At 36.2% G+C, this 21,518-nt stretch carries 23 protein-coding genes; 7 read left to right on the forward strand and 16 right to left on the reverse strand.

Annotation, left to right across the window (positions count from 1 at the left end):
- Nucleotides 1-51 precede the first annotated feature (51 nt).
- Nucleotides 52-363: a hypothetical protein gene (locus tag UP17_RS16360; RefSeq protein ID WP_061464041.1), complete on the forward strand. Its 312-nt coding sequence runs from the start codon at nucleotides 52-54 to the stop codon at nucleotides 361-363.
- 77 nt (nucleotides 364-440) lie between these two features.
- Here UP17_RS16360 and UP17_RS16365 read toward each other — a convergent pair whose 3' ends face one another.
- Complete coding sequence (locus UP17_RS16365) at nucleotides 441-1,466, reverse strand: DUF5677 domain-containing protein (RefSeq protein ID WP_061464042.1); 1,026 nt, start codon at nucleotides 1,464-1,466, stop codon at nucleotides 441-443.
- A 195-nt stretch (nucleotides 1,467-1,661) separates the two neighbouring features.
- On the opposite strand from UP17_RS16365, the gene UP17_RS16370 reads away from it, so the two are divergent.
- Both UP17_RS16370 and UP17_RS16375 read left to right on the forward strand, forming a co-directional pair.
- Entirely contained in the window at nucleotides 1,662-2,162 is a 501-nt protein-coding gene (locus UP17_RS16370) for a hypothetical protein (protein ID WP_061464043.1), read from the forward strand.
- A gap of 54 nt (nucleotides 2,163-2,216) precedes the next feature.
- Nucleotides 2,217-2,468, forward strand: a complete 252-nt coding sequence (locus UP17_RS16375) for a hypothetical protein (protein WP_061464044.1) — start codon at nucleotides 2,217-2,219, stop codon at nucleotides 2,466-2,468.
- Between the two features lie 145 nt (nucleotides 2,469-2,613).
- On the opposite strand, the gene UP17_RS16380 is transcribed toward UP17_RS16375, so the two are convergent.
- From UP17_RS16380 to UP17_RS28925, 5 genes are all read right to left on the reverse strand, one after another.
- Nucleotides 2,614-3,447, reverse strand: a complete 834-nt coding sequence (locus UP17_RS16380; protein ID WP_061464045.1) for a pPIWI-associating nuclease domain-containing protein — start codon at nucleotides 3,445-3,447, stop codon at nucleotides 2,614-2,616.
- 52 nt (nucleotides 3,448-3,499) lie between these two features.
- Nucleotides 3,500-4,627, reverse strand: coding sequence for a putative phage abortive infection protein (locus tag UP17_RS16385; protein WP_250211685.1), 1,128 nt, complete (start codon nucleotides 4,625-4,627; stop codon nucleotides 3,500-3,502).
- A 292-nt stretch (nucleotides 4,628-4,919) separates the two neighbouring features.
- The gene (locus tag UP17_RS16390; protein ID WP_061464046.1) at nucleotides 4,920-5,606 is read right to left on the reverse strand and encodes a hypothetical protein; all 687 of its coding nucleotides are present in this window, start codon (nucleotides 5,604-5,606) and stop codon (nucleotides 4,920-4,922) included.
- Entirely contained in the window at nucleotides 5,603-6,325 is a 723-nt protein-coding gene (locus UP17_RS16395; protein WP_061464047.1) for a hypothetical protein, read from the reverse strand. The genes UP17_RS16390 and UP17_RS16395 overlap by 4 nt, the downstream gene beginning before the upstream one ends.
- Before the next feature lie 28 nt (nucleotides 6,326-6,353).
- Complete coding sequence (locus UP17_RS28925) at nucleotides 6,354-7,232, reverse strand: HNH endonuclease (protein ID WP_061464048.1); 879 nt, start codon at nucleotides 7,230-7,232, stop codon at nucleotides 6,354-6,356.
- 186 nt (nucleotides 7,233-7,418) lie between these two features.
- Between UP17_RS28925 and UP17_RS28930 the strand changes: the two genes are divergently transcribed.
- The gene (locus UP17_RS28930) at nucleotides 7,419-7,706 is read left to right on the forward strand and encodes a hypothetical protein (RefSeq protein WP_250211686.1); all 288 of its coding nucleotides are present in this window, start codon (nucleotides 7,419-7,421) and stop codon (nucleotides 7,704-7,706) included.
- A gap of 103 nt (nucleotides 7,707-7,809) precedes the next feature.
- Here the strand turns inward: UP17_RS28930 and UP17_RS16410 are convergent, their stop codons facing one another.
- From UP17_RS16410 to UP17_RS16420, 3 genes are all read right to left on the reverse strand, one after another.
- Nucleotides 7,810-9,288, reverse strand: a complete 1,479-nt coding sequence (locus UP17_RS16410) for a recombinase family protein (RefSeq protein WP_061464049.1) — start codon at nucleotides 9,286-9,288, stop codon at nucleotides 7,810-7,812.
- 61 nt (nucleotides 9,289-9,349) lie between these two features.
- Nucleotides 9,350-9,793 (reverse strand): ATPase, T2SS/T4P/T4SS family, encoded by a 444-nt coding sequence (locus UP17_RS16415; protein ID WP_208857025.1) that lies wholly within the window; start codon nucleotides 9,791-9,793, stop codon nucleotides 9,350-9,352.
- A gap of 102 nt (nucleotides 9,794-9,895) precedes the next feature.
- Nucleotides 9,896-10,276 (reverse strand): Spx/MgsR family RNA polymerase-binding regulatory protein, encoded by a 381-nt coding sequence (locus UP17_RS16420; protein WP_061464051.1) that lies wholly within the window; start codon nucleotides 10,274-10,276, stop codon nucleotides 9,896-9,898.
- 214 nt (nucleotides 10,277-10,490) lie between these two features.
- Between UP17_RS16420 and UP17_RS16425 the strand changes: the two genes are divergently transcribed.
- Entirely contained in the window at nucleotides 10,491-11,192 is a 702-nt protein-coding gene (locus tag UP17_RS16425; protein ID WP_061464052.1) for a helix-turn-helix transcriptional regulator, read from the forward strand.
- Between the two features lie 85 nt (nucleotides 11,193-11,277).
- Nucleotides 11,278-11,520 (forward strand): DUF2626 domain-containing protein, encoded by a 243-nt coding sequence (locus UP17_RS16430; protein ID WP_053346950.1) that lies wholly within the window; start codon nucleotides 11,278-11,280, stop codon nucleotides 11,518-11,520.
- A 56-nt stretch (nucleotides 11,521-11,576) separates the two neighbouring features.
- Here the strand turns inward: UP17_RS16430 and UP17_RS16435 are convergent, their stop codons facing one another.
- Together UP17_RS16435 and UP17_RS16440 are read right to left on the reverse strand one after the other, a co-directional pair.
- Nucleotides 11,577-12,677 (reverse strand): class I SAM-dependent methyltransferase, encoded by a 1,101-nt coding sequence (locus UP17_RS16435; protein WP_061464053.1) that lies wholly within the window; start codon nucleotides 12,675-12,677, stop codon nucleotides 11,577-11,579.
- 324 nt (nucleotides 12,678-13,001) lie between these two features.
- Nucleotides 13,002-13,628 (reverse strand): MBL fold metallo-hydrolase, encoded by a 627-nt coding sequence (locus UP17_RS16440; RefSeq protein WP_061464054.1) that lies wholly within the window; start codon nucleotides 13,626-13,628, stop codon nucleotides 13,002-13,004.
- A 231-nt stretch (nucleotides 13,629-13,859) separates the two neighbouring features.
- Between UP17_RS16440 and UP17_RS26775 the strand changes: the two genes are divergently transcribed.
- The gene (locus tag UP17_RS26775) at nucleotides 13,860-14,033 is read left to right on the forward strand and encodes a DUF2759 domain-containing protein (protein ID WP_081108857.1); all 174 of its coding nucleotides are present in this window, start codon (nucleotides 13,860-13,862) and stop codon (nucleotides 14,031-14,033) included.
- 137 nt (nucleotides 14,034-14,170) lie between these two features.
- On the opposite strand, the gene UP17_RS16445 is transcribed toward UP17_RS26775, so the two are convergent.
- The 5 genes from UP17_RS16445 to UP17_RS16465 form a co-directional block, all read right to left on the reverse strand.
- The gene (locus UP17_RS16445; protein ID WP_061464055.1) at nucleotides 14,171-15,526 is read right to left on the reverse strand and encodes an IS1182 family transposase; all 1,356 of its coding nucleotides are present in this window, start codon (nucleotides 15,524-15,526) and stop codon (nucleotides 14,171-14,173) included.
- 310 nt (nucleotides 15,527-15,836) lie between these two features.
- Complete coding sequence (locus UP17_RS16450) at nucleotides 15,837-17,009, reverse strand: YqgU-like beta propeller domain-containing protein (protein WP_061464056.1); 1,173 nt, start codon at nucleotides 17,007-17,009, stop codon at nucleotides 15,837-15,839.
- A 166-nt stretch (nucleotides 17,010-17,175) separates the two neighbouring features.
- Nucleotides 17,176-18,342 (reverse strand): M14 family metallopeptidase, encoded by a 1,167-nt coding sequence (locus UP17_RS16455; RefSeq protein WP_061464057.1) that lies wholly within the window; start codon nucleotides 18,340-18,342, stop codon nucleotides 17,176-17,178.
- 149 nt (nucleotides 18,343-18,491) lie between these two features.
- Nucleotides 18,492-20,345, reverse strand: coding sequence for an LTA synthase family protein (locus UP17_RS16460; protein WP_061464058.1), 1,854 nt, complete (start codon nucleotides 20,343-20,345; stop codon nucleotides 18,492-18,494).
- Nucleotides 20,346-20,533: 188 nt separating this feature from the next.
- Nucleotides 20,534-21,505 (reverse strand): ROK family glucokinase, encoded by a 972-nt coding sequence (locus tag UP17_RS16465; RefSeq protein WP_061466146.1) that lies wholly within the window; start codon nucleotides 21,503-21,505, stop codon nucleotides 20,534-20,536.
- Nucleotides 21,506-21,518: the final 13 nt, after the last annotated feature.

The raw sequence follows: 21,518 nt of genomic DNA on the forward strand, positions 1-21,518 counted from the left end.
TTGTACATCAATTGAATATAAAAATTACCGAACACAGGAGGTATGTCACCAATGAAAAAATACATAAATATAGTCCCAGTGTTGGGCTTAATCGTGTTGCTTATGGCAATGCCTTTCTTTTACACAGCCATTTTTTTGGGTAGTTTTATCTTGGATGTTACGCCAACTGTACATCCACAACCTGGCCATGAAGACCATAATGCAACAAAAGTATGGGAAGGAATGTCAAAAGAGGAATATCAGAAAATTAAATACGTAGAAGAACATAAATATAAATATGAAAATGAAAAACCTGCATTCAACCCAGATGAGCCTTCAAGCTTTAACCTTTTTGAAGTTGAAACCGAAAATGAAGAATATTAAAAGATGTGTCAAACTTTGGACACATCTTTTTTTCAGGAATTTTGAAAAGGTTGTTGTATTAAGCTCAATTTAACCCCTTATTTAAAAAATTGAGCCATTTGCTCTGATATTTCCTTAAATATATCTTCTTTACCGTAAAACTCCAAAAAAGGTTCTATAGAGTATGACAGGAACATACTTGCCATACTCATAGCTGACTCGCTACCCTTCTCATCTCTAAATTTTGTTAAGGTTGTAATATCATTATCTATAACGAGCTGTTGGGAAGCATTTGCAGAATGTACTTCCTGTGATAATCGTGCATATGTGACGTATTCATCTTGTAAACCTAAACTCTTTGATAATTGGAATATATTCCTCACACCTGTTTTTAAAGAGTACCAGCTTGGCCTGTAGCCTGATATATTCTTTTCTTCTTGTCTTACTTCTAAAAATAACTCATCTTGATTTAACCTACGCAGAATTTTTACTAGTCTTTCTTTTGTTTTTTTCATTTCTTCTATCTGGATTCTAAATGACTCTATTCTTTTTTCTATTTTTTCTATTTTCAGCTTATTTTGAAGTATTTCTTCTTCATGCCCTTTTATCATTTCTTCATATGTTCTATTTATTTCTTCCAACTTCGCATGAGACATTTTAGCTATTTTTTGATTTTGAAAAAAACTATTTCTACTTACACATTTCTCTTTCAAACTCTCCACGAAACTTATTTTAGCTTGGTATTTAATAATATAACTTTCATTATTACTAATATTTTCTAATAAGATTGTATTATAATACTCCATTTCCTTTATTTCTTTTTTTGCATTATCCTTTCTGTCAAAGTAATAATAAGAAAGTGACCTAAATTCCGAATCATTATCAATAATAAACATAAAATACCACCGATTTTCTAAGACACTTCTTGCGAAAGAAAGAGCTGGTTGACCTGAATTATTATCATGTAAAATCTTTATTGCATCACATTTTTCTACTATTTTACGAAATAGCAATAATGGCATAACTTTTTCAATTGGTGGGTCACCGTATTGCTCCATTAATTCACTAAAAATTATTTTATTTACTTCTTCTAGTTTGTTTATAAGATACACTTCTGGATTCAAAATTTCCCCGCCCTTATTTTTACTATATCGGCAACAATTTCATTTTATTTTATCATTAAACTCCACTGGTTAAGAGCTACGGTAGTAAAAATAAATTTGTATTATTATTTCATCGGTATTTCAACTTATTAAAGGAAAATGTCTCCCTTTGTCGAAATATATTTATGACCGATATATTCAGAATGGGAGGATTAGATGGATATTAGCAGTGTAGTATCTAATCAACTTAGAAGATTGAATTTGTATGTAATACCTCAATACCTTTGGTTAATTTTATTATATTATTTGATGATAAATAGTTTTATTAATTTTTTTGAAAATATTGAAGATTTTAGAATGTTTTTTAAAAAAACACCAGAAGTGTTTTTAAATTATAACAATATTGTTATGCGGTATATAGATATGTGGGTTCCGTTTTTAATTTTTTTGGGTTTTATACTTATACTTTCGGGAGTAATAATTAAAACCATTCAGGTTTTACCTTATATTGAAAATTTCCAGATTACTATACATGGACCATTTGGAATTTATTTAGGCATATGGATGCTAATAATAAGCTGTACTTATAAATCATATATTATTTTGGGTTCATGGTTTTTGCTTCTTCTCCCTGCTATTTATTGCATTGCAGAAGTAATAAAAAAATTAATAAATAAAAAACTTGGACGGTATTATAATTTAGATAAATTCGAATAAGTTTACACAGTACTCCTGGATTTGGGTGCATTTAATAGAAAGGTGGTTTTAATCATGTCAGAGGAGTATTACAAGATACACATTGAGGTCGGATTAAAAAATGGACAAATCTTCAAAGCAATAAAAAAAGCAAAACGATATATTGGTGATGAAGAAACAGATGTTGATTACCATTTAAAAGGATATAGGGAATATTTATCGAGTACGAGTAATAAGTTTGCCTTTTTAAGGTGCGATGTCGAAAATATAGAATACAGTATTAATACCGAAGAAATCATGTATGTACAGCTAAAGCAAGGAAAGTAGATTAAACAAGCATCCTTAGCGATGCTTGTTATTTGTCTCAATGATTTGAAAAATGTTTATAAAATATGTGCAATCCTCAATCAAAATCGCGGCACCTGTGAGCAAACAGGTTAGGAGCAATTCGAGCTTGCTCCTAAGTTATACCTTATTCAAAAAACTTCGAATTATCTACTTTAACATCATTAGCATCAATAGAAAAATCAAGAGGATATTTTACATCTATAGGTATAGTTACCTTTATAGGATAAGAGCTTTCTATCCTTGCTCCAACCCCTCTACTAAAATCTCCGTCAGAACCATATTGATGTTCCACATCAATAGAACCCGAAACAAGCACTGATATTATTGAATCATCTATTGAAACTACCGAAATGTTATCTACGTAGGTCCCATCCACCCAATAATGAGTAGCTATAATATCAATTTCTTGAATAACGTCTGAGCTTACTGCCTCGTCAATTAGGTCAGATATACGCAATTCGTATGCAAGTATTATCTCATTTCGAACATTCTCAATTGTTTCCAGAAACTCATTTAACGAATCCAGTGATTTATATACCATATCATTACCTGGCTGAGAATGTGTATTAAATGTAGCTTCTTCAATATGCGTATACTTATTAAGACTATCAATTGCCTTTTTTAAATTTTTAGTAATTACATTTATATCAAGTTCCAATTCTTCCTGAATAAATTCATCAGATAAACCACCCTTAATTGCATATAACATTCTCTGTACTCTTGTGATACCGTTAGCTTTATCAATCTCATTTTTGTACCATTGACATTTTAGCACTTTTTCATCAGGAGCTAAGCGCTTAAAAATGTGTCTTGTTAATTCACGAAAACTAAAAGCAAAGCTATTAAAACGAATAGGATTATCATCATCTTCCAATACTTTCAAAGCAGCACCATGTAAGTTCAGTTCAAAGTCAGTTTCTAATTTTTTGTTTATAGAATTTACAATTATATTAAACATTAATATCCCTCCCATTATTTACAAAAAATATGTTATTTCATAATTAGTTTTACTAATTAGTCTCAATTAATTTTTTGTAAGCTTTGAACCTACTCATACTGTCTTTAAGTATAAAACTCTCTAGCGGCGCTTGTTTATCTAGTTCATTCTTTTCAGTTTCTTTTATATCCAATACATCGTACTTCAATATTAGATTTTTAAATTTATAGTTTTCCTTGTACAGAGAATTGATAAGGATTAGTTCAAATTCAGCATTAGACCATTGAGCTCGCAAAGTTCCAAAATAGTATCTCTTATCACCTATTATAGGTTCTCTTCCAGTCTCTTTTTTCATACTTTTCTGTTCCTTTTCATCATCCGCTACATTATTCACAATGAATTTTACGATTCGATAATTGTTTCTCATGTAATGACCGATACTATTGCCGTAATTATCATCATGAAATTTTTTATATACTTCGTCGAGTGATTCTTGATTAACTGTATTTTCATTCTTAAAAATACTTTGGAAACGTTTCTCTTTTATAATTTCTGGAGAATCTTCCTGTTTATGCAATGTCATCACATCGCGAGAAATATATTCCTTTTCAACATACATATTCTCAAAAATAATTTTAAACTGCTCAATTGCTGCCCTGCCAGTAAAAGTGTTGGTTTCAGTTGTAAACTTTATATCGTTAACAATTTGATGATGTAACGACAACATATTGAAAAAAGTTGTTTCAAACTGCTGTTGTTTCATCGTTTCATTAGTTATTTGAGTTTCTTTTCTTGCTTCTTCAGCTTGTTGAACCGAAGCTTCAGTTTGCTTTACTAATTGCACAATACTTTCTTGACTGATTTTTATTTCCTTACGTTGCATAATTATCGTTGCTAGTAGTAAGACAACACTTGCTGCGGTTAAAAAAGCAACAGTTGTTCCTCCTATGAAATCTCCTATTGCGCCCAAATCAGATATAGTTTTATAATTTTCTACTCTTGGCTTGAAATAGTTCCTTACTATAAACGGCATTATAATTGCAATAATTATCAAGAGTATTCCCAGGATGGTTAACCCTCGAATACCTATATCCGATAGCTTACTACCTTCTCCTCTATTTGGAAAATAAACATCGGACATTATTATTGTAAAGATAATAATAATAACCAATATGCTAAATATAAATAAAACTTCACTCAAAAACTTCCCCACCTTAAATCGGACCAGACAATTTAGCCTAGCTTTTTTTTCCATTATACCAATAACTAGTTTCATAGTAATAGGATTTTTTTCACTAAACCGCACTGCGACGGAGACTTCGAATTTTCTTTTTGTGTTCCAATAAACTGTATAAACATATAAAAAAAACGCCTACTGAATCGTCTAGGCGGTTTTTTTCATATATTATTGGGAGCTAAAAAACAAAAGAAATTTACAGCCGATATGTGCAAGGATTGTTAAAGGTAGTACCATCATTTCATTAATTACCCAATTATTGAGCCTCCTTCATCTCTTCCATAAATGTATCCCACGCTTTATCTAATTCTTGAATAATTTGACCATGTTCCTTTTTTTCAAAATCCTTCAAAGGAAAGTTTTCAAGAACCTTTGAATACATTCTATTTATACCAATTAATTTACTTTTTGCCTCTTCGTAACCTAGTTTTTCAGTATAAATATATAAGAACGCGTATTCTTTTATAGTACTTTTTAATTGAGATTTTACATCAGTGTCTAATTTAAATCCAATCTTCTCAAAAATTTCATTACTATATAACAAAAAATAATATAAAATTCTAAATTGAGAAGATATTTCAATTTCAGCCCAATTGTTTTCTGTGTAATACCTTATCGTTTTATAATTTAAAAATGCTGCTTGTAAACGTTTATCACCATAATGAATTTTTTTAAACATGTCATCTATAATTTTAGAAATATTTACTTCTTTCTTAATATCCTTTTCTGACATTAATCGTGTAAGAGCACGAGGATATGCCAAAATATCTATTAAATGTTCAGATATAAATTTTTCATACACTTCATTCTTATATTTCTTATTTTCTCTTCGATAAGTTAACCAATTGTTTAAAAATTGAGCACCGACAGCAGCAAATAATGCAACAGATGCAGTAATTATCGCAGGAATATATGATTCTGGAATAAAATCTCTGAAATTCACAATTTGTCTCCTTCTACTTCGCGCAGATAAGTTTCAAAAATTTGTATGATATGTTCTGGTCCTCCATCATCAAATTTTGAATCCTTTTCAAAAACATACTTCATTTCAATAATAAACTCTTTTATTTCAGTAGAATTATACTTTTTCATTAATGTCTTCAATTTTCTCAAACTTAGTTTATCGAGATAACTGTCTTTCCACATCCAATGATATTTTAAAATTTCTATCGCTTCATCTATACCAAATAAATCAGTCAATAACACCCAAACACCATATTTTTTTTGCGTTAATTGAACTGATTTTTTAATTTTTTTATCTATTTTTCCCATCCTTTTAAAGGTTTCTATCGAATAATCTAAAAACCAAAAATACATAGAAAGCATGTTTACATCTTTTGAATATCCACGGCCATCAAAAAAGGTAATAGAAGAATTATAATTAAAAATGGCATTTATTAAATTTGAATTTCCAAAGATAATATTCTCTGAAATTTTGCTTGTTAATGTTTCGGAATCAATGGTTCGTTCCACATCATGTCCTTTTCTAAAATGAGTTTCAGTTTCAAAATAGAGGATAACATCATTTAAAGACGGATATATAAATTTTTGATATGTTTCTCTAGCTTCCTTTTGCTTGTCTCGTCTTTTAGTAAAATAGTGTGAAAATACCTGACCCGCTAATGCACCGAAAAATGCTGAATATAGTGGTAACAAATTCATTTAGAATCTTTCCTCCTTTCATGAAAATCTAATCCAACATGTTTTCCGAAGCTTTTATTGAAATTTTCTCAATATCTTCTTCTAACTCCAATTGATGTATTTTCCTATGACAATTCGGACACAATGCTACCACATTATTTATGGTATCAGTTCCACCTTTAGAGAGGTAATGTATGTGATGAACTTCTAAAAATGGATTACCCTGTTTATCTAAAAATGGAGCTTCTTTCTCGCATAGCTGACAAATACCATTTGATACTCTTCTTGCAAATTCCTTAATATATACGCTTCTAGTGAAAGCAGATGTTTGTGCCATTTTACGACTACTGTCTACTGTCGATTGTTCGTTAAGCAAAGTCCCTTTTATTTGCTGTAAAGAAAGACTTTCAAAATAATTTGATTTCATTCTAATAAAGTCTTCATACAATTCTGGAAAACCTTTGGATTCTTCAATAATAACTTTTTTTCTCCATTTTTTCTGTTTCTCCCTAATAAGCTGCAGTGAATCATAATTATCAGCCCATTCTTCTCCAAGCTCTACTTCAAAATCTTTTGCCTCCTTTATTATATTAATCGCTTGTTCCTTGGTTTTAGATAATAGTATTTGATGTTGAAACATCATGCTATATTTAAAACGTTTTGATTTTTTTTGTAAAATCTTTTCTTTTAGTTTAATGCAAGCTTCATAGTCCTCAATAAAATGTATTAAACTACCGCTTATAAATCTATTTTGGAGCAAATTGTAGAATTCTTCTTGTAATTTATTATGAAACACTTCAACTTGGTCGTAGTTTTCAAGGTAATATAACATCATATTAAGTTCATTTAACTCTGGTCTTCTCTTCTTCTCTTTTTTAAATAGTTCAAAATACAAAAGTATTTCAGATAAATCCATTTTAATATTCAACTTCTTCCCCCCTGTTACATACTTCCATTTTATCACTAAAACTCAGCAAAACTACGAGCATTCATCAATAATTCATGACACAATAAATTCTATAATAATAATCGCTAAACATTCAGTGATACGAGCCAACTCCGTATATTTAAAGTATAATAGCAATATTGAATTTGAAATAACGGAGGCAATCAAATGGAGCTACAAGTATTCAGCATAAACGATGAAGAACCAATGAATGTAGTTTTGACAAAGAAAGAAGTAATTTTCTTTAAAGATAAGTCAAAAAAAGAAAAAGAAATGTATATTATGAGAAAATTCATTTATGAGTTCCAAATGTTTAATGGAGGTTCTCAAGCCGAATGTTTCAGACAAATAAATACATTTCGAATAGCGAATGGTTACAAAGAATGGAAAAGTCAACGTTCGTTGGTTCAACAATGGGAAAAACAGTTCATTCCTTTGGACATTGATTTGATTTAAATAAAATAAAAACCATTTGCTCAACAAGTTAATGGTTTTTACGTTTTAATTAATCCTTATAAACAAATAAACCGTAGCTCATGACGCTACGGTTGTTTAAAGGTTATCCCATTTTGTATATTACTTCTAGCGATGGCTCTTCGTCAGTTTTGCTATATGTCCATTCGATTCGTTCAATAATAAAGTGTAAGCTCCGATTAACTTCTTCATCTGTTAAACCTTCTCCGTCAAGACACTGCCAGTTACCTAGCAAATAATCAACTTGCTTCAACACTTCTGATAAATCAGTTATTCGGTCTTTCGGAGTTCCTTGCTCCAGTTTTTCAAGCTCCAGATTTAATTGTTCCAGCTGTGCTTTTCTTTTTGCTTTTCTCTCGCGATATTGCTGAAGATTTATTTCACTTTCTTCAAAAAGTATCTCAATGTTGTCTAATGCCTGCGTAGATTTGCGCACTTGCGCTTCTAGTTGTTTTCTTTTGTAATCCGTATCATTGTCTATATTACTTTCTTTCACGCCTACAATCGAAGCCAGTACGTCCTGACGATATTTCGCTATTTCCCCTTTTATGATTTTTAACACAGGATTATATTGAAATGTCCTGTTTTTACAAACAACACAAATTTTTATATAAGTTTTCCCACTTTGTGCAACATTACAACCCTGGAGTTTTCCGCAATTACCACAAAAAATTAGCTTAGTGGTTGGATATATCTTGTTTTTACTTTTCGGAGCGGAAAAAGAATATGTATTAACAATCGTATTAGCTTTCTTCCAAATAGCTTCATCAATAATTGCTGGATGAGCGTTTTCAACAACTATCCATTCTTCTTTTGGACGAATTGCTTCGTGCCTGCCTATTGTTCGGTTACTAATGATTGTTCCTTTATAAGCTTCATTATTTACAATTCGTACTATGGAGTTGAAAAAGAATTTGCCATTTGTTCGGGTCTTAACACCCATTTCATTTAATTGGTGGTAAACATCGGATACTGTTTTACCTTCAACTATAGAATTAAAAATAAATTTCACATCATCCGCTTTATCATTTGGCTCTAACTTTTTCGTTTTTGGGTTTTTATCATAGCCCAAAGGAGGAATACCATTCATCCATTGACCTTGTTTACTTGCGTACAACTTCCCTTGTTGCATACGTTTTAAAATTTGCTTATATTCTTGGGCAGCCACCAACGATTGAATTCCCAAAAGCAAATTATCTTCGTCCTTGGATAGGTTGTAAAATTTTGAAGGTGTGACGATTGAAGTGCCTGAGGTGAATAATATTCTTTTAATATCTGAGGAATCAAACTCATTCCTTGATAAGCGGTCAATATCCATTACCACAACAGCATCAAAATGATTTTGCGGTATCCTTTCCAACAATTCCACCATTTTATCTCGTTTTTCAATCGTTTTACTCGATGCTATTTCCTCAAAAGTTTCGAATGACCACTTATTTTGTTTGCAAAGCTCCGTTAATGTATGTTTGTGGCTCGCGAGCATTTCCTCAATGCCTCGATTTTCTTCATCACGAGATAACCGCAAATAAACCGCCACGTGCTTGATGTTTTCATTGGTAATCATCGGTATAACGACACTCCTTAAAGTTTTCATATGTCAATTATACCTCGTAGTCCCTGAGTTCTCAACACGTTGGACCGGTAAATATGAGCATGCCATGGGAATGCTTCAAAAGTGCAATCAATTTTTGAACGGTGTTTGGAAATAAGGATAACTGTTCTAGAGGAAGGATATTCTGTTGGGGAATTAAGCGGATGACCAAGCTTTCAAGATAGGCAGTGGGTAAAGTGGAAAGGCGGAGTCCAACCACTTGGTTAGCCAAATTGATGGTGATAGCACCACTCTGTGGCCTCCTTTTCTCGCCTATATCCATTGCGGCAAGGAACTTCAAATGGGCTATCAGCCTTTCAGCTTCAAAGAATGATATGGTTTCCTGAGGAACGAGCTTATTGTCTATCCTGAATTGGATGAGGGGCCCCTCCCTGCGAAAAAAAATGTGGATATCCGAAGCCGATGACCGTATGGCACTGGTAAGTATTTTTTCTGCGGTCTTTTCAATTGATATCAAAACATTCATCACCTCCTATGTTTCTTGTTGATGAATTCGACAATCCACGACAAATTCCTGCTTAAGAATAAAAAAATCCTCGAAAAAATTTCGAGAATCGATTTACATGCTCATTTTCAAATCAAGCCTTTGTGAAACCAAATTTCTTAATGCGTCCTCATTATGACCAATCACCAGTTTTTTCCCGTCGATGAGGATGGGTCTTCTTAATAACTTCGGTTCTTTTGTTAATAATTGGATGACATCAGAAAGCATCATTTCGTCAATATTAACATGTAAGCTTTTGTAAGCTTCACTTCTTGTTGCTAAGACTTCATCAAGTCCTTCCGTTGTCAATTCAAGAATTCTTTTTAATTCTGCTTCTGTTGGAGTCTCTCTGAATAAATGTCGCTCATCGAAGGAAACATGATTGGCTTTTAACCATTTTTTTGTTTTTCGGCAAGATGTACAACTTGGGTACGAAAAGAAAGTTAACTGTTCCATACTAATCCTCCCCGTTCACATTTTGTATATATTTATAATCTTTATAACGATTGTATAATATTTGTATAATTATTGTACATCCATTTACCTTATATGACCGTTTAAATTGTGAATTTTTTTTAAACTAAGGGGAGTTTGCCATATCTTTTATTCCATTTTTTTCTGCCTGCATTATAATGAACATAGTTAAACTATGGAACCGCAGGAGGAAATAATGGAACAAACGTTAAAAATAACAAACGTGTTAGCAGATCCCACCAGATATTATATATACCAACATATTGTGGACAATCATGGGGATGTATCCGTACAGCAAATCGCCGATTCCTTTAAAATCCATCCAAATGTTGCCCGCCTACATTTGTCAAAACTTGAGGATGTGGATTTGTTGACATCGGATGCCCGTAAGACAGGGAAAGGCGGCCGCCCTAGCAGACTTTATCGTTTGTCTGATAAAGTCATTCAGCTTCATTTCCCATATAGGGACTATCAACTGCTTTCAAGGATTGCAATCCAGACGATGATGAAATTAGGGGAACAAGGAAAACAAGCTCTTTATGAAACGGGAAAAGTATTCGGAGAGGAATTGATCAATCAGCAACTAGCATTGAACTCAACGCCGATTGATAGACTTGCTTTTGCGGAAAGAGTCAACATGCTTAAAAATGCTGCCACCATTGCTGGGTTATCACCCGAAATACAAGCTAGCGAAGAAGAAAATAAAATATACTTTCGTATCTTCAATTGCCCATTTAAGGAAGTTACCGAAGTAGAGCCAGGTACAATCTGTTCCATGCACAATTCATTTTTAAAAGGTATGTTCGAAGCCTTGTTTGACAATGTCAATATTGTGGAATTGGAAAATATGATGTCTAATTGCACAACGTGCTCTTATCAGGCATCGGTTCTCACATAGAAACAAAAGGCATCCTTTACATTACCTTACAATTTCATTTATAATTATTTAGAATGTACACGACTAGACATAAGGAGGGATTCGGATGGAACGCATGTTCAGAGTATGTGGATTTTGGACAGGGATTATGGCAATTTTCTTTTATCTTGGCCATATGCATCAAACGTCTTTACTTTTCTTTGCACAAACCGGCTTTTTTGTACTTTTAAGTTATTTGAAATTATCTGAGCGCATGTATATTTATGTTTTCGGCGCCTATCTTACCGTTTTCTTTGCAGGATTTTCCTACTGGAGCGTATTTATGATGACTCCGGGTACTGCCCATTAAGAACAAGCAATATTACATAACCCATGAATTTTGAATTCATGGGTTTTTACCTGTCCTCATTCAGGAAGGATCCTTGCTTCTTCAGCTAAATTCTTCGATTGAAGCAACACTCTGAAATGTTCACTATATCCCCCTGGAAAGATTAGCCCCCGAATTGCACGGTTACGCTTCGCCGTCTCGGAAAATGGATCAGTCTCTTTGTGGTCCTTCAATTCCTCAAGGATCCCCGTTTTAAGCAGGAATTCATTTTGAATATAAAGCCCCTGATCAAAAAATCCCCTTCTTTTTCCAATTTCAATTAATGTGTCAAAATGGATATGTGTCGTCAAATCCATATCACCTGGATACATAAGTGCATCTTTAATCATTTCATGCTGATAATAGCCCCTCAAGCTCCCTTGAAGATGAGCTGGCTCCTTCCATTCCCTTTCGGTATAACCATAATCAATTGTAAGGAGAATACCCGATTGGATACGGGAAACGATCTTCTCATATTCCTGGACCATTTTTAGCGGAACTTCGTATCGTTGTTTTTCAATTAACGTGATAGCCCGATCTGTAAGGTAAGCGAGTATGTCAGGGTTGACCAATGGTTCCCTCACTTCTACCAAATGACCTGCCTTTTCAGTGACGAATATCTCTACAAGGGCCCCCTCATACTTTTCAATGACATGTACAGGCAAAGCATCGAAAAGTTCGTTTGAAAAGACGATTCCATTTACATTCGTCCAATTTTCTAAACTGGCAGCAGAAACTGCCTGTTTGAACATCCCCACACGTTCTTGCTGAATCTTTCTGTGATACGGACTGCCATCCACAAGGATATAAGTCAGAGATTCCCATATCAGCGGTTCCGTTTCTTTAATGAAAACGAGGATATCATAAGCCAACTTACCGTCTCCTGCGCCTACTTCGATGATTCTTGGCGATACTCCGCACATTTTTATCAAATAAACGAACCATCTGGCCAGTGACCTCCCAAATGCATCCCCAACATTACCGGACGTATAAAAATCCCCTTTTGAGCCAATCTTCTTTTTTTGACGCACATAGTACCCTATATTTGGTGTATACAAAACAGCATCCATATAATCATGATAGGAAATTCCCTTTTGGGGGCTGCTTGCAATCAATTCCTTCAAGTGATCTTTCAACATAATGCCTCCGTCTCTATTAATTCATACTATATATTTAAAGTTCATAAAATGTTCAATTTTTCATGACAACGTTCATAAAAGGTCACCATTATCAATGAATGTTTCCCCTTTAAAATAGGCATTTTTCAAAGTAAGAAATATTCCACTCCCAGGAAGGCCCTAAAATTCCCGTGAGCCTTTTCATCACCCGCCATTCCCAAATCACGAAAAGAGACAAAATGTTTTTTATATTCAGTATAGTACCGGTAATGATCGATTTCAATATTTTTACATTCTAAGGACTTAAAATAAAACAGGTGCCATCTATGGCACCTGTAATAGTCATTATCTCAAAAAGGGATTGGTATTCTTTTCATCTAAAATGGTCGTGACAGGCCCATGACCGGGAAAAACGATGGCATCATCAGGAAGTGTCAGCAGCTTCGTATCAATGCTTTTCAACAGCACTGCCTCGCTTCCGCCTATTAAATCAGTTCTGCCAACGCTTCCCTGGAACAAGACGTCCCCTGAAAAGAGGAGACGTTCCTCCTTCACATAATACGAAACGCTCCCTGGAGAGTGTCCGGGGGTTTCGAATACTTCAAAAGTGAATCCACCAATAGTAAGTTCCTGCTCATTTGCCAGGATATGATCGGCAGGCTTCATTCGCATTGGATTTTCAGGGAACCAGTTTTGGGAACCATTCAAAGCGGGATCAAGCAGCCACTTAGCCTCTTTTTCGTGAATATATGCTGGGATCTCATAATAATCCCGAATAGCATCAAGGGCACCGATATGGTCAAAATGTGCATGCGTCAATAAAATCGCTAAAGGCTTTAATTTTTTTGTCTGTATGTACTGTATGATTTTCTGAGGCTCTTCACCCGGATCGAAAATGATGCAATCCTGTCCATTGGAAACTACATAACAATTCGTTTGCAGCGGTCCTAGAGGAATTTGTGTCCATTTCATTTCCATCACTCCAATATGATTTTCTATCTACATCTTACACCAATTCACGCACTAATGTTAATCCAGTTTACTCAAGTCATAGAAGTATCACCTTTTAAACCTCGACAAATAATTAAAAAAATATTAAGATATTAACAAATGCAATCTTTTCTACATATTTTTGGTAGTTGCTTTATTCTCTGGGTATATTATTAGAGATTAGGTATTCATTACGAAAAAGGGGGTTTTGATATGATATTAATGGTTGTTTTCGGACTTGTGGCTATCTTAGGGCTGGCAGCTGTATTTACCACTTTAAAAAAGAGAAACTTCTTAGGATTCATTTTTGCAGCCGGCAGTGCAGTCGTGTTTGGCTGGTTCACTGTCATGACTGTCATCAACAGCGGTTTTCCTGTTGCCCATTAAAGAAAAAGCTCGCCATCCGGCGAGCTTTCAGTTTGTCGACAAAAGGGGTTCGGAATGTTTTAATTCCGAACCCCTTTTGATATTTTCTTGGAATTTTGCTCAAGATTAAGAGCTTGGGTCTCTACGAGCCCACTATGTTAGGTCATTTTTGGACCTTGCCATGTCCAATTGGCCATCTTCTTTAAATTCATGGCAGCGAACGTAAGCATCGCCTGCATCGACAATTTTTGTCCCCTTAAAGTAGTCCAACGCATACCATGCTTTTCTTTTGCATCTGCGAATACACGCTCAATCGTTTCCTTGCGTTTCGCATAGATAGGTTTTACATCTTGATGATGACGCAGGTGATCTGCTTCTTCCATATTTTCTTGCCAGATATGGCGCGTCACCACTTTTTGATGGTCTTTGCTTTCTGTACACTGTGCTAAAAATGAACATGTCTTACAAATGTGTTTGGGAGATTTGTACTCACGATATCCCTCTTTATTTGTTGTTGAGTACTTTAAAATCTCGCCCGATGGGCAAAGGTAACAGTCAAAATGTTCATCGTAAACATAATCATGTTTGCGGAAGAATCCTTCTTTTGTTCGAGGCCGTGTATAGGGTAAAGCCGGTGTGATTTCTTTGTCAAAAAGGTAGCTTGTAATGGCTGGTGTTTTATAAGCTGCATCTGCGGCAACGGCTTCAGGCTTTCCAACTTTCTCAATCACTTGTTCAACCAGTGGCTCTAACATATGGCTATCATGCGTATTTCCAGGTGTTACAATCGTTCCTAGCACAAAACCATTGCGGTCTGCAGCCGTGTGAAATGAATAGGCAAACTGTTTTGTCCGTTCATCTTTCACATAGTAACCACTCTCAGGATCTGTTGTATTTTCTTTAATCTCTTTGGTTTCTTCCTTATCAAATTTATCTGGTGGAAAAGGTTTCTTTCCATGGTTTTCACGATCTTGATTTATTTCTTCTTGAAGGCGTTCTTGATACGCTCGTGTTTCCTTGCGAACGACTTTCTTTGCGAACTTTCGCTTATTTGCACTGGCTTTCACATGAGTGGAATCAACGAATACATGCTCAGCACTTATTAACTTTCTTTCGGAAGCTGTCATTAAGATGCGATAGAAAATCTGTTCAAACAGGTCAGTATCTTTAAAGCGTCGCTCGTAATTTTTCCCGAATGTTGAGAAGTGAGGCACTTTATCATGGAAACCATAGCCTAAGAACCAACGGTAAGCCATATTCGTTTCAACTTCTTCAATTGTTTTACGCATGGAACGAATACCGAAGGTATATTGAATGAATGTCAGTTTAACTAAAATAACTGGATCAATACTTGGGCGTCCTACCTCTGAATACATCTCTTTCACCAAGTCATAAATGAAAGTGAAGTCAATGGCAGCCTCTAGTTTACGAACCAAATGGTTCGGTGGCACCAGTTGATCTAACGTAATCATTTCAAGTTGATCTCGCTGAATAGAGTCATGTTTCGAAAGCATCCTCATCACCTCAAGTTTTAATACTTCTATTTTAAAACAAAAGCGACTCAGGGCAAAAGTGTTTATCTAAAAGATAAGACAAAGTTGATTGGAACGGAAGGTACGAGACTCCTGCGGGAAAAGCGCGTCTAGGGGAGACCCCGCAGGCGAAAGCCGAGGAGGCTCCCCGACCGCCCGCGGAAAGCGAGTGCCCTACGTTCCAATCAACGGCCAAATTGTACAACTCATAAAAAATAGACAAACTCGATTTTCCTCGAGTTTGTCTACAGTCTGAAAGCTCGCCATCCGGCGAGCTTTTGTTTTTAGGTCATTATGTTTGTTTGAACAATCTTTGTATTTGATGGGTTTTCATATCAATGATTTTCTCAAATTGATATCCATATAAGCAGAGGTTGCCATCAAGCGAACAGCTTAATGGTTCATTTTCCATGTCCTTCATCAATTCTTCTTGTGTGCCTTTTGCCCAATTAAATTTAGTTAAGGTAAACCTTCCCTCATATTGGTCTGCATCTTTTGATTCATTAGGAATAAACGTTATGAATTCCTTATTTTTTTCAATGATATCATAAGATGGAATCACCCAATCTGAAAAGCTTTTCAATAGTGGCACGGAAAAAGAGTGGATCGGCTTGTTTGTTGAATCATAAAAGGCATATGTACCCCGATCTTGTTTTTCTGTCTCCACTTGAATCGTCATCAGCGCTTGTTTCATTTTTTTAAAGTGAATGACATCGAGCATAAGGCTGTCCGCCCCGTCACCATTTAGCGCCTTTCTTTCTAAGGGAGCCGTCAAAGCAGGTTCTTCCTTATCCCAATCGAGAAACATCAATTCCTTTTCGCCTGCCCATTGTGCAAAGGGCTGCGGAAAGTCCAATGTTTCCATCGTTTGATCATCTGGATTCAACACATAGCTGCTGTATGTCCAGTCTTCATAAAAACTCGATAAAAACAACATGCCATCTTGATATGAATTCCACTCATAAGCTAATTCATAAGCTGGGATTGAAACCGAATAAAGCGGATTTCCTGTTTTATCAAGTATTGTGATTGATGCTTTCCCCGAAGATGTGAAGGACGATACCAAAATATGCGTACCAGACGGACTGATTGATACTTCGGAAAACGCAAAAGCCGGCTGATAGAAAACGGAAGTGTCATTCGTCTCCAAATTCCATACCATCAACTGGGGTATTTTACTACCATTCCGCTTCACAGAATATAAAATGGTTTTAGAATCCAGCCATCCATAAATGGCTTCGATTTTTTCCGTTTCTGCAGTCGGGACCTTTAAATTGCTTACTGAAGTTTCCAGTTTAGATTGGGAGTGTTCTTTTTCCGTATCATTTACGGGTTTACTAAGGTCCTTGGAAGGCTCACAAGCCGTGATAAGAAGGATAGTGGAGATAAATAATGGGATGAAACACAACATCTTACAGATGGAAAGCCGCATACAAAGTGCTGCTTTTGATACTTTAATCCCCACACACCTCCCACTTCAAAAATAAACGCCTGGCATATGTGAGCGAGACATTAGAAAGAGAGTAAGGATTACCAATCGAACCCTTACGACTTTCATTATAAAGTAAAAAAGAGAAAAAGTGGCGATTAATTACCTTGTATTTTTTTGGAATTATATTAGAAAAATGTCATCACATATACAAGCCTGCCATCAAAATCTTAACAGTATCTTTATATATACCAGGTAAATGGGATAAGGGAAGTGGATTGATGCCTTTTCCGAGCTCAATTGTGAACCCGCCACGTTTAAATTCCTGAATGAACCAATCTTTATACCCAGCATGGCTGTCAATGTATTGAACCGCCCGATATCCGCTGCACTTCTCAAACTCCCTTGCAACATTCGCCGCCTGTTCAGGTTCATGTCCTTCATATCCCCAATAAAATTCCTTTCCCTGTGTGTGAAGTGCTAGCACTCTTTCAAAATTCCGTCTTTTTGCCAGCTCCTTCATGGCCAATGCTTCTGGCTCTGATAAAGCGGTCTCTCCTGGATAATCCCTCGGAGCAGGGGCTTTAGGAATTTTCCTTTGCTTTTCTATCTCCCAATTGGCCGGATATTGATTATTCAGGTCTACACCACGGATATTGGCTTTCCAAGCATAAAAGGCAGGATTACCATTATTCATTTTTAATACATCAAATTTCCCCTCTGCCGCCTCCTCCCCCTTTAGGACTAGCTCGACTCCATCAGGATTCACCATTGGAACCATCGAAATAGTAACTTCCCGATAGAAAGGCATACAATCCATTCCGCATAATGTACGATCATTCGTTACTGCCAACAGCAAATCATTCAGCCATTTCATCAAGACCGCCGATGTGATCCATTCATTTGCATGAAATGAACCATTATAATGTATGAGCTTATCACCTTTACCGACCCTCACCTCAAGAAGTTCTTTTCCTAATACACTCCTCCCAATCGATTCAACTTTTATGAAGGGATAATGAAAAGAAAGAATATCAAGGTCGTCAAGAAGTGTTTGATAATCATATGGCTTTTCGGTGACAAGCATGGGATGCATGACTCTGACGGGTACGGAAAATGGTTTTTGTTCACCTTGATTCAACAACAATATCGCATCGATTGGCAATTGAGACTGTAAAGCGATATCGGAAAAATCGATATCTAGCCGGGACTCTTCTTGAATAACGAACCCCGGTATTTGCACCTCCATGCCATTTGGCAAAATCTCTCCCGTAATGGAGGGATTTGCATCCTCAATCAAGACACGTGGAATTTGGAACAATTGACTATAATATGCCAAATCATCCCCGCTTCTGCTTACGACTTTCATTCAGCCTCCGCCCCTTTCATTGTTTAATCTTTATGAAACGAAAGGCCGAAAGATGTTCAGGAAGTCTCCCGTGTCTCAAATTGAATGGTGATCCTCCTTTATTTCTCCTCACAAAAACAAAAAAACCTGGATTAGCCAGGTTTCCATTTTCAACGTTGCTCATAAAATCGAAGCAAGTCGCCATATATTATTTTATCGGAGTAATTAAGTTCCTGCTTCGCCTTTTCTAAATACTTCTCACATGGACTCTTGTCCGTTGCCGTTCCGGTCTTTTTATCATAGCAGGTATCCATCGTATACAGATGATCCTTCGTGATGAAGCTGCTATCGCGAAGAACGGTGAATTCTATTTTCTCTTCGGAAAATAAATCTTTGCCGAATTCGATATAATCATCATTTTCAACGCCCAATAAATGCAGGAGTGTCGGCCTTACATCAATTTGGCCGGAAACGGTGGAAATCGTTTTTCCCTTCTGTCCGGGGACATGTATGATCAGCGGGACACGCTGAAGTTGGATGGATTCGAACGGCGTGATTTCCTTACCCAGGAACTGGCTCATGGCAGAGTTATGATTTTCCGAAATACCATAATGGTCCCCATATAGTACAATAATCGAATTCTCATATATTCCATCACGTTTCAAATCGCCGATAAATCGTTCCAAGGCTTCGTCCGTATAACGTACGGTCGGAAAATACCGATTCAAGGTTTTGGAATTTGAATCGTATGGTTCCAATGATCGGTCTGCTTCATTCAAAGTGAATGGGAAATGATTGGTTAACGTTATGAATTTGGCATAAAAAGGCTCCGGCATCCCCCTCAAGTGAGCAATTGATTGCTTGAAGAACGATTTATCATTCAAACCCCAATTGATGGAATTCCTTTCAGAGACCTTGTAATCATCACTATCATAAAACCGCTGGTACCCAAGAGAATCGTACATTATGTCACGATTCCAAAAGCTTTTATTATTGGCATGCAAGGAAGCCGTATAGTAACCTTTTTCCGTTAAGATTTCGGGGGTGGCTTTGTATTCATTTTGGGAATGCGTGAAAAATACTGCACCTCTACCTAAAGGATAAAGGGAATTCTCAATAATGAATTCTGAATCAGATGTTTTCCCCTGGCCAGTTTGGTGATAAAAGTTATTGAAATAATAGCTCTCTTTAATGAATTCATTCAGAAAAGGAGTGATTTCTTCCCCGTTCACTGTTTTATTGATGACAAAGCTTTGAGTGGATTCCAATGATACAAGAATCACATTTTTGCCTTTTGCCAGACCATATAGATCATCATTAACCGCTTTTTGATTGGAACGGATATAATTTTCAATTTCCGCCAATTCACTGCCATCCGCAAGGGCGCGTTGAGCTGATGATTTCGTCTGTAAGATTGCATCATAGAGATGATAATGGTACGTACCAATATTCTTAACGAGGATTTCGCGGTCAAACGTTCGTGTCAGGAGTTCAGGACGCTCCGCTTCCGCTAAAGCTAAATTAAAGAATGTCACTCCCAAAGTCATTAACACTAAGAATTTACGATCCTGTGGATTGTATGAACGATCGTGGAATATTTTCGGTTTGTATTTGACCAAAAGCATCAAGAAAAGAATATCGGCAAAATACAAAAGGTCACCCGGATTGATCAATTCATGTACACTGCTTCCAAGGTCGCTCATATTGCTCGTTTGAAAAAGAACGGGGATGGTTAAAAAGTCATTGAAAAAGCGAAAAAAAACAAGGTTGGCAAACAGGACAAGGGTGATGAAAAAACTCATGATCAATAAGTATGCTGTCCGCCTTTTTTCTTTTAAAAATATATTTACGCTAAGAGTAATTAATAGGAAACTGACCGGATTGATGAATAATATGAACTCCTGGACCCAATTTTCAATATCTATCTCAAAACTCGTTTTATAAGCAATGTATGTTTTAAGCCAAAGCGATATTAATAGGACCCAAAACAATGAGTATCCTTGATTTTTGAAGACCCTTTTCACTTCTGGTCCCTCCTCATTGAAGAAGCGCTGGCGCTATGAACCAGAGCGTTTCAATCATGGGTCATGGTTCTTCTCTCCCGCAATGCAAAATCAGGAACGATTGGACCTGCCCCTTAAAGTTGTTAAACTGTCTGAAAATTACATCTACTTTTCTTATACCCCTGTTTGCCACAGGGCCACGCAACGGATCAAGTATTCAATTGGCTTTTGATAAGCCAGGCTGCACCTATTACCCCTGCATCATTGCCTAGTGTTGCCAGGCTGATTTTCGTTGATTTACTAACCCGTTTGAATGCATACTTTCCAAAGGCAGAACGGACAGTATCAAGCAGAATGTCCCCCGCTTGTGAAACGCCCCCGCCAATGACGATTTTATCTGGATTCATCACATTCCCAAGATGTGATAGTGCTAACCCTAGGTAATTGCCTACCTTATCTACCACAGCCGTTGACAAAGGATCACCTGCTGCAGCGCATTGGAATAACAATTTGGAAGTAACCACATTTCCCTCGTCGACTTTCTGCTGAAGCATTGACTTTTCATCGGCATTATTCAAGGCCTCTAAAGCCATACGGACGATTCCCGTTGCTGAAGCGACCGTTTCCAAACAACCTGTCTTGCCGCAATTGCACGGCGCCCCGCCGTCTGTTATGACCGTTATATGGCCCACTTCTCCAGCAGCACCACTAATACCATGGACAATTTGCCCATTATGGATGATCCCGCCGCCTACACCCGTACCTAAAGTGACACAAACGAGGTCTTTGGCGCCATTACCCGCACCTTTCCACATTTCTCCCAAAGCTGCCATATTGGCATCATTATCGATCACCGCAGGGAGAGATGTCTCCACTTCCAATAAATCTTTTAAAGGATAATCTTTCCAGCCTAGATTGACGGCTTCATATATGGAACCACTTACAAAATTCACAGGGCCGGGGGCACCCATTCCTATCCCAACTATCTTACTCTTCGGTTCATTAAGTTCCACGAGCTTCGCATCAATCGCTTTTGCTATGTTAATCGTAATGAATTTGCCCTTTTCGGAGATGTCCGTGCTGATTTCCCATTTATGAATAATCTCTCCGTATGAATTGATCAGAGCCAGTTTGGTAGTTGTACCGCCTAAATCTACACCCATCAGCCACTTTTCCATCATTCTCACCTTTTTT

This window comes from Peribacillus simplex (assembly GCF_001578185.1).
Lineage (GTDB): Bacteria > Bacillota > Bacilli > Bacillales > DSM-1321 > Peribacillus > Peribacillus simplex_A.

Bases quoted from the DNA above. Each gene is read 5' to 3' on its own strand.
- UP17_RS16380 (WP_061464045.1), bottom strand. From the start codon at position 3,447: ATGTTTAATATAATTGTAAATTCTATAAACAAAAAATTAGAAACTGAC.
- UP17_RS16425 (WP_061464052.1), top strand. From the start codon at position 10,491: ATGGAACAAACGTTAAAAATAACAAACGTGTTAGCAGATCCCACCAGA.
- UP17_RS16445 (WP_061464055.1), bottom strand. From the start codon at position 15,526: ATGCTTTCGAAACATGACTCTATTCAGCGAGATCAACTTGAAATGATT.
- UP17_RS16410 (WP_061464049.1), bottom strand. From the start codon at position 9,288: ATGATTACCAATGAAAACATCAAGCACGTGGCGGTTTATTTGCGGTTA.
- UP17_RS26775 (WP_081108857.1), top strand. From the start codon at position 13,860: ATGATATTAATGGTTGTTTTCGGACTTGTGGCTATCTTAGGGCTGGCA.
- UP17_RS16440 (WP_061464054.1), bottom strand. From the start codon at position 13,628: ATGAAATGGACACAAATTCCTCTAGGACCGCTGCAAACGAATTGTTAT.
- UP17_RS16395 (WP_061464047.1), bottom strand. From the start codon at position 6,325: ATGAATTTGTTACCACTATATTCAGCATTTTTCGGTGCATTAGCGGGT.
- UP17_RS16375 (WP_061464044.1), top strand. From the start codon at position 2,217: ATGTCAGAGGAGTATTACAAGATACACATTGAGGTCGGATTAAAAAAT.
- UP17_RS28930 (WP_250211686.1), top strand. From the start codon at position 7,419: ATGGAGCTACAAGTATTCAGCATAAACGATGAAGAACCAATGAATGTA.
- UP17_RS16465 (WP_061466146.1), bottom strand. From the start codon at position 21,505: ATGATGGAAAAGTGGCTGATGGGTGTAGATTTAGGCGGTACAACTACC.
- UP17_RS16360 (WP_061464041.1), top strand. From the start codon at position 52: ATGAAAAAATACATAAATATAGTCCCAGTGTTGGGCTTAATCGTGTTG.
- UP17_RS16435 (WP_061464053.1), bottom strand. From the start codon at position 12,677: ATGTTGAAAGATCACTTGAAGGAATTGATTGCAAGCAGCCCCCAAAAG.
- UP17_RS16420 (WP_061464051.1), bottom strand. From the start codon at position 10,276: ATGGAACAGTTAACTTTCTTTTCGTACCCAAGTTGTACATCTTGCCGA.
- UP17_RS16455 (WP_061464057.1), bottom strand. From the start codon at position 18,342: ATGAAAGTCGTAAGCAGAAGCGGGGATGATTTGGCATATTATAGTCAA.
- UP17_RS16430 (WP_053346950.1), top strand. From the start codon at position 11,278: ATGGAACGCATGTTCAGAGTATGTGGATTTTGGACAGGGATTATGGCA.
- UP17_RS16370 (WP_061464043.1), top strand. From the start codon at position 1,662: ATGGATATTAGCAGTGTAGTATCTAATCAACTTAGAAGATTGAATTTG.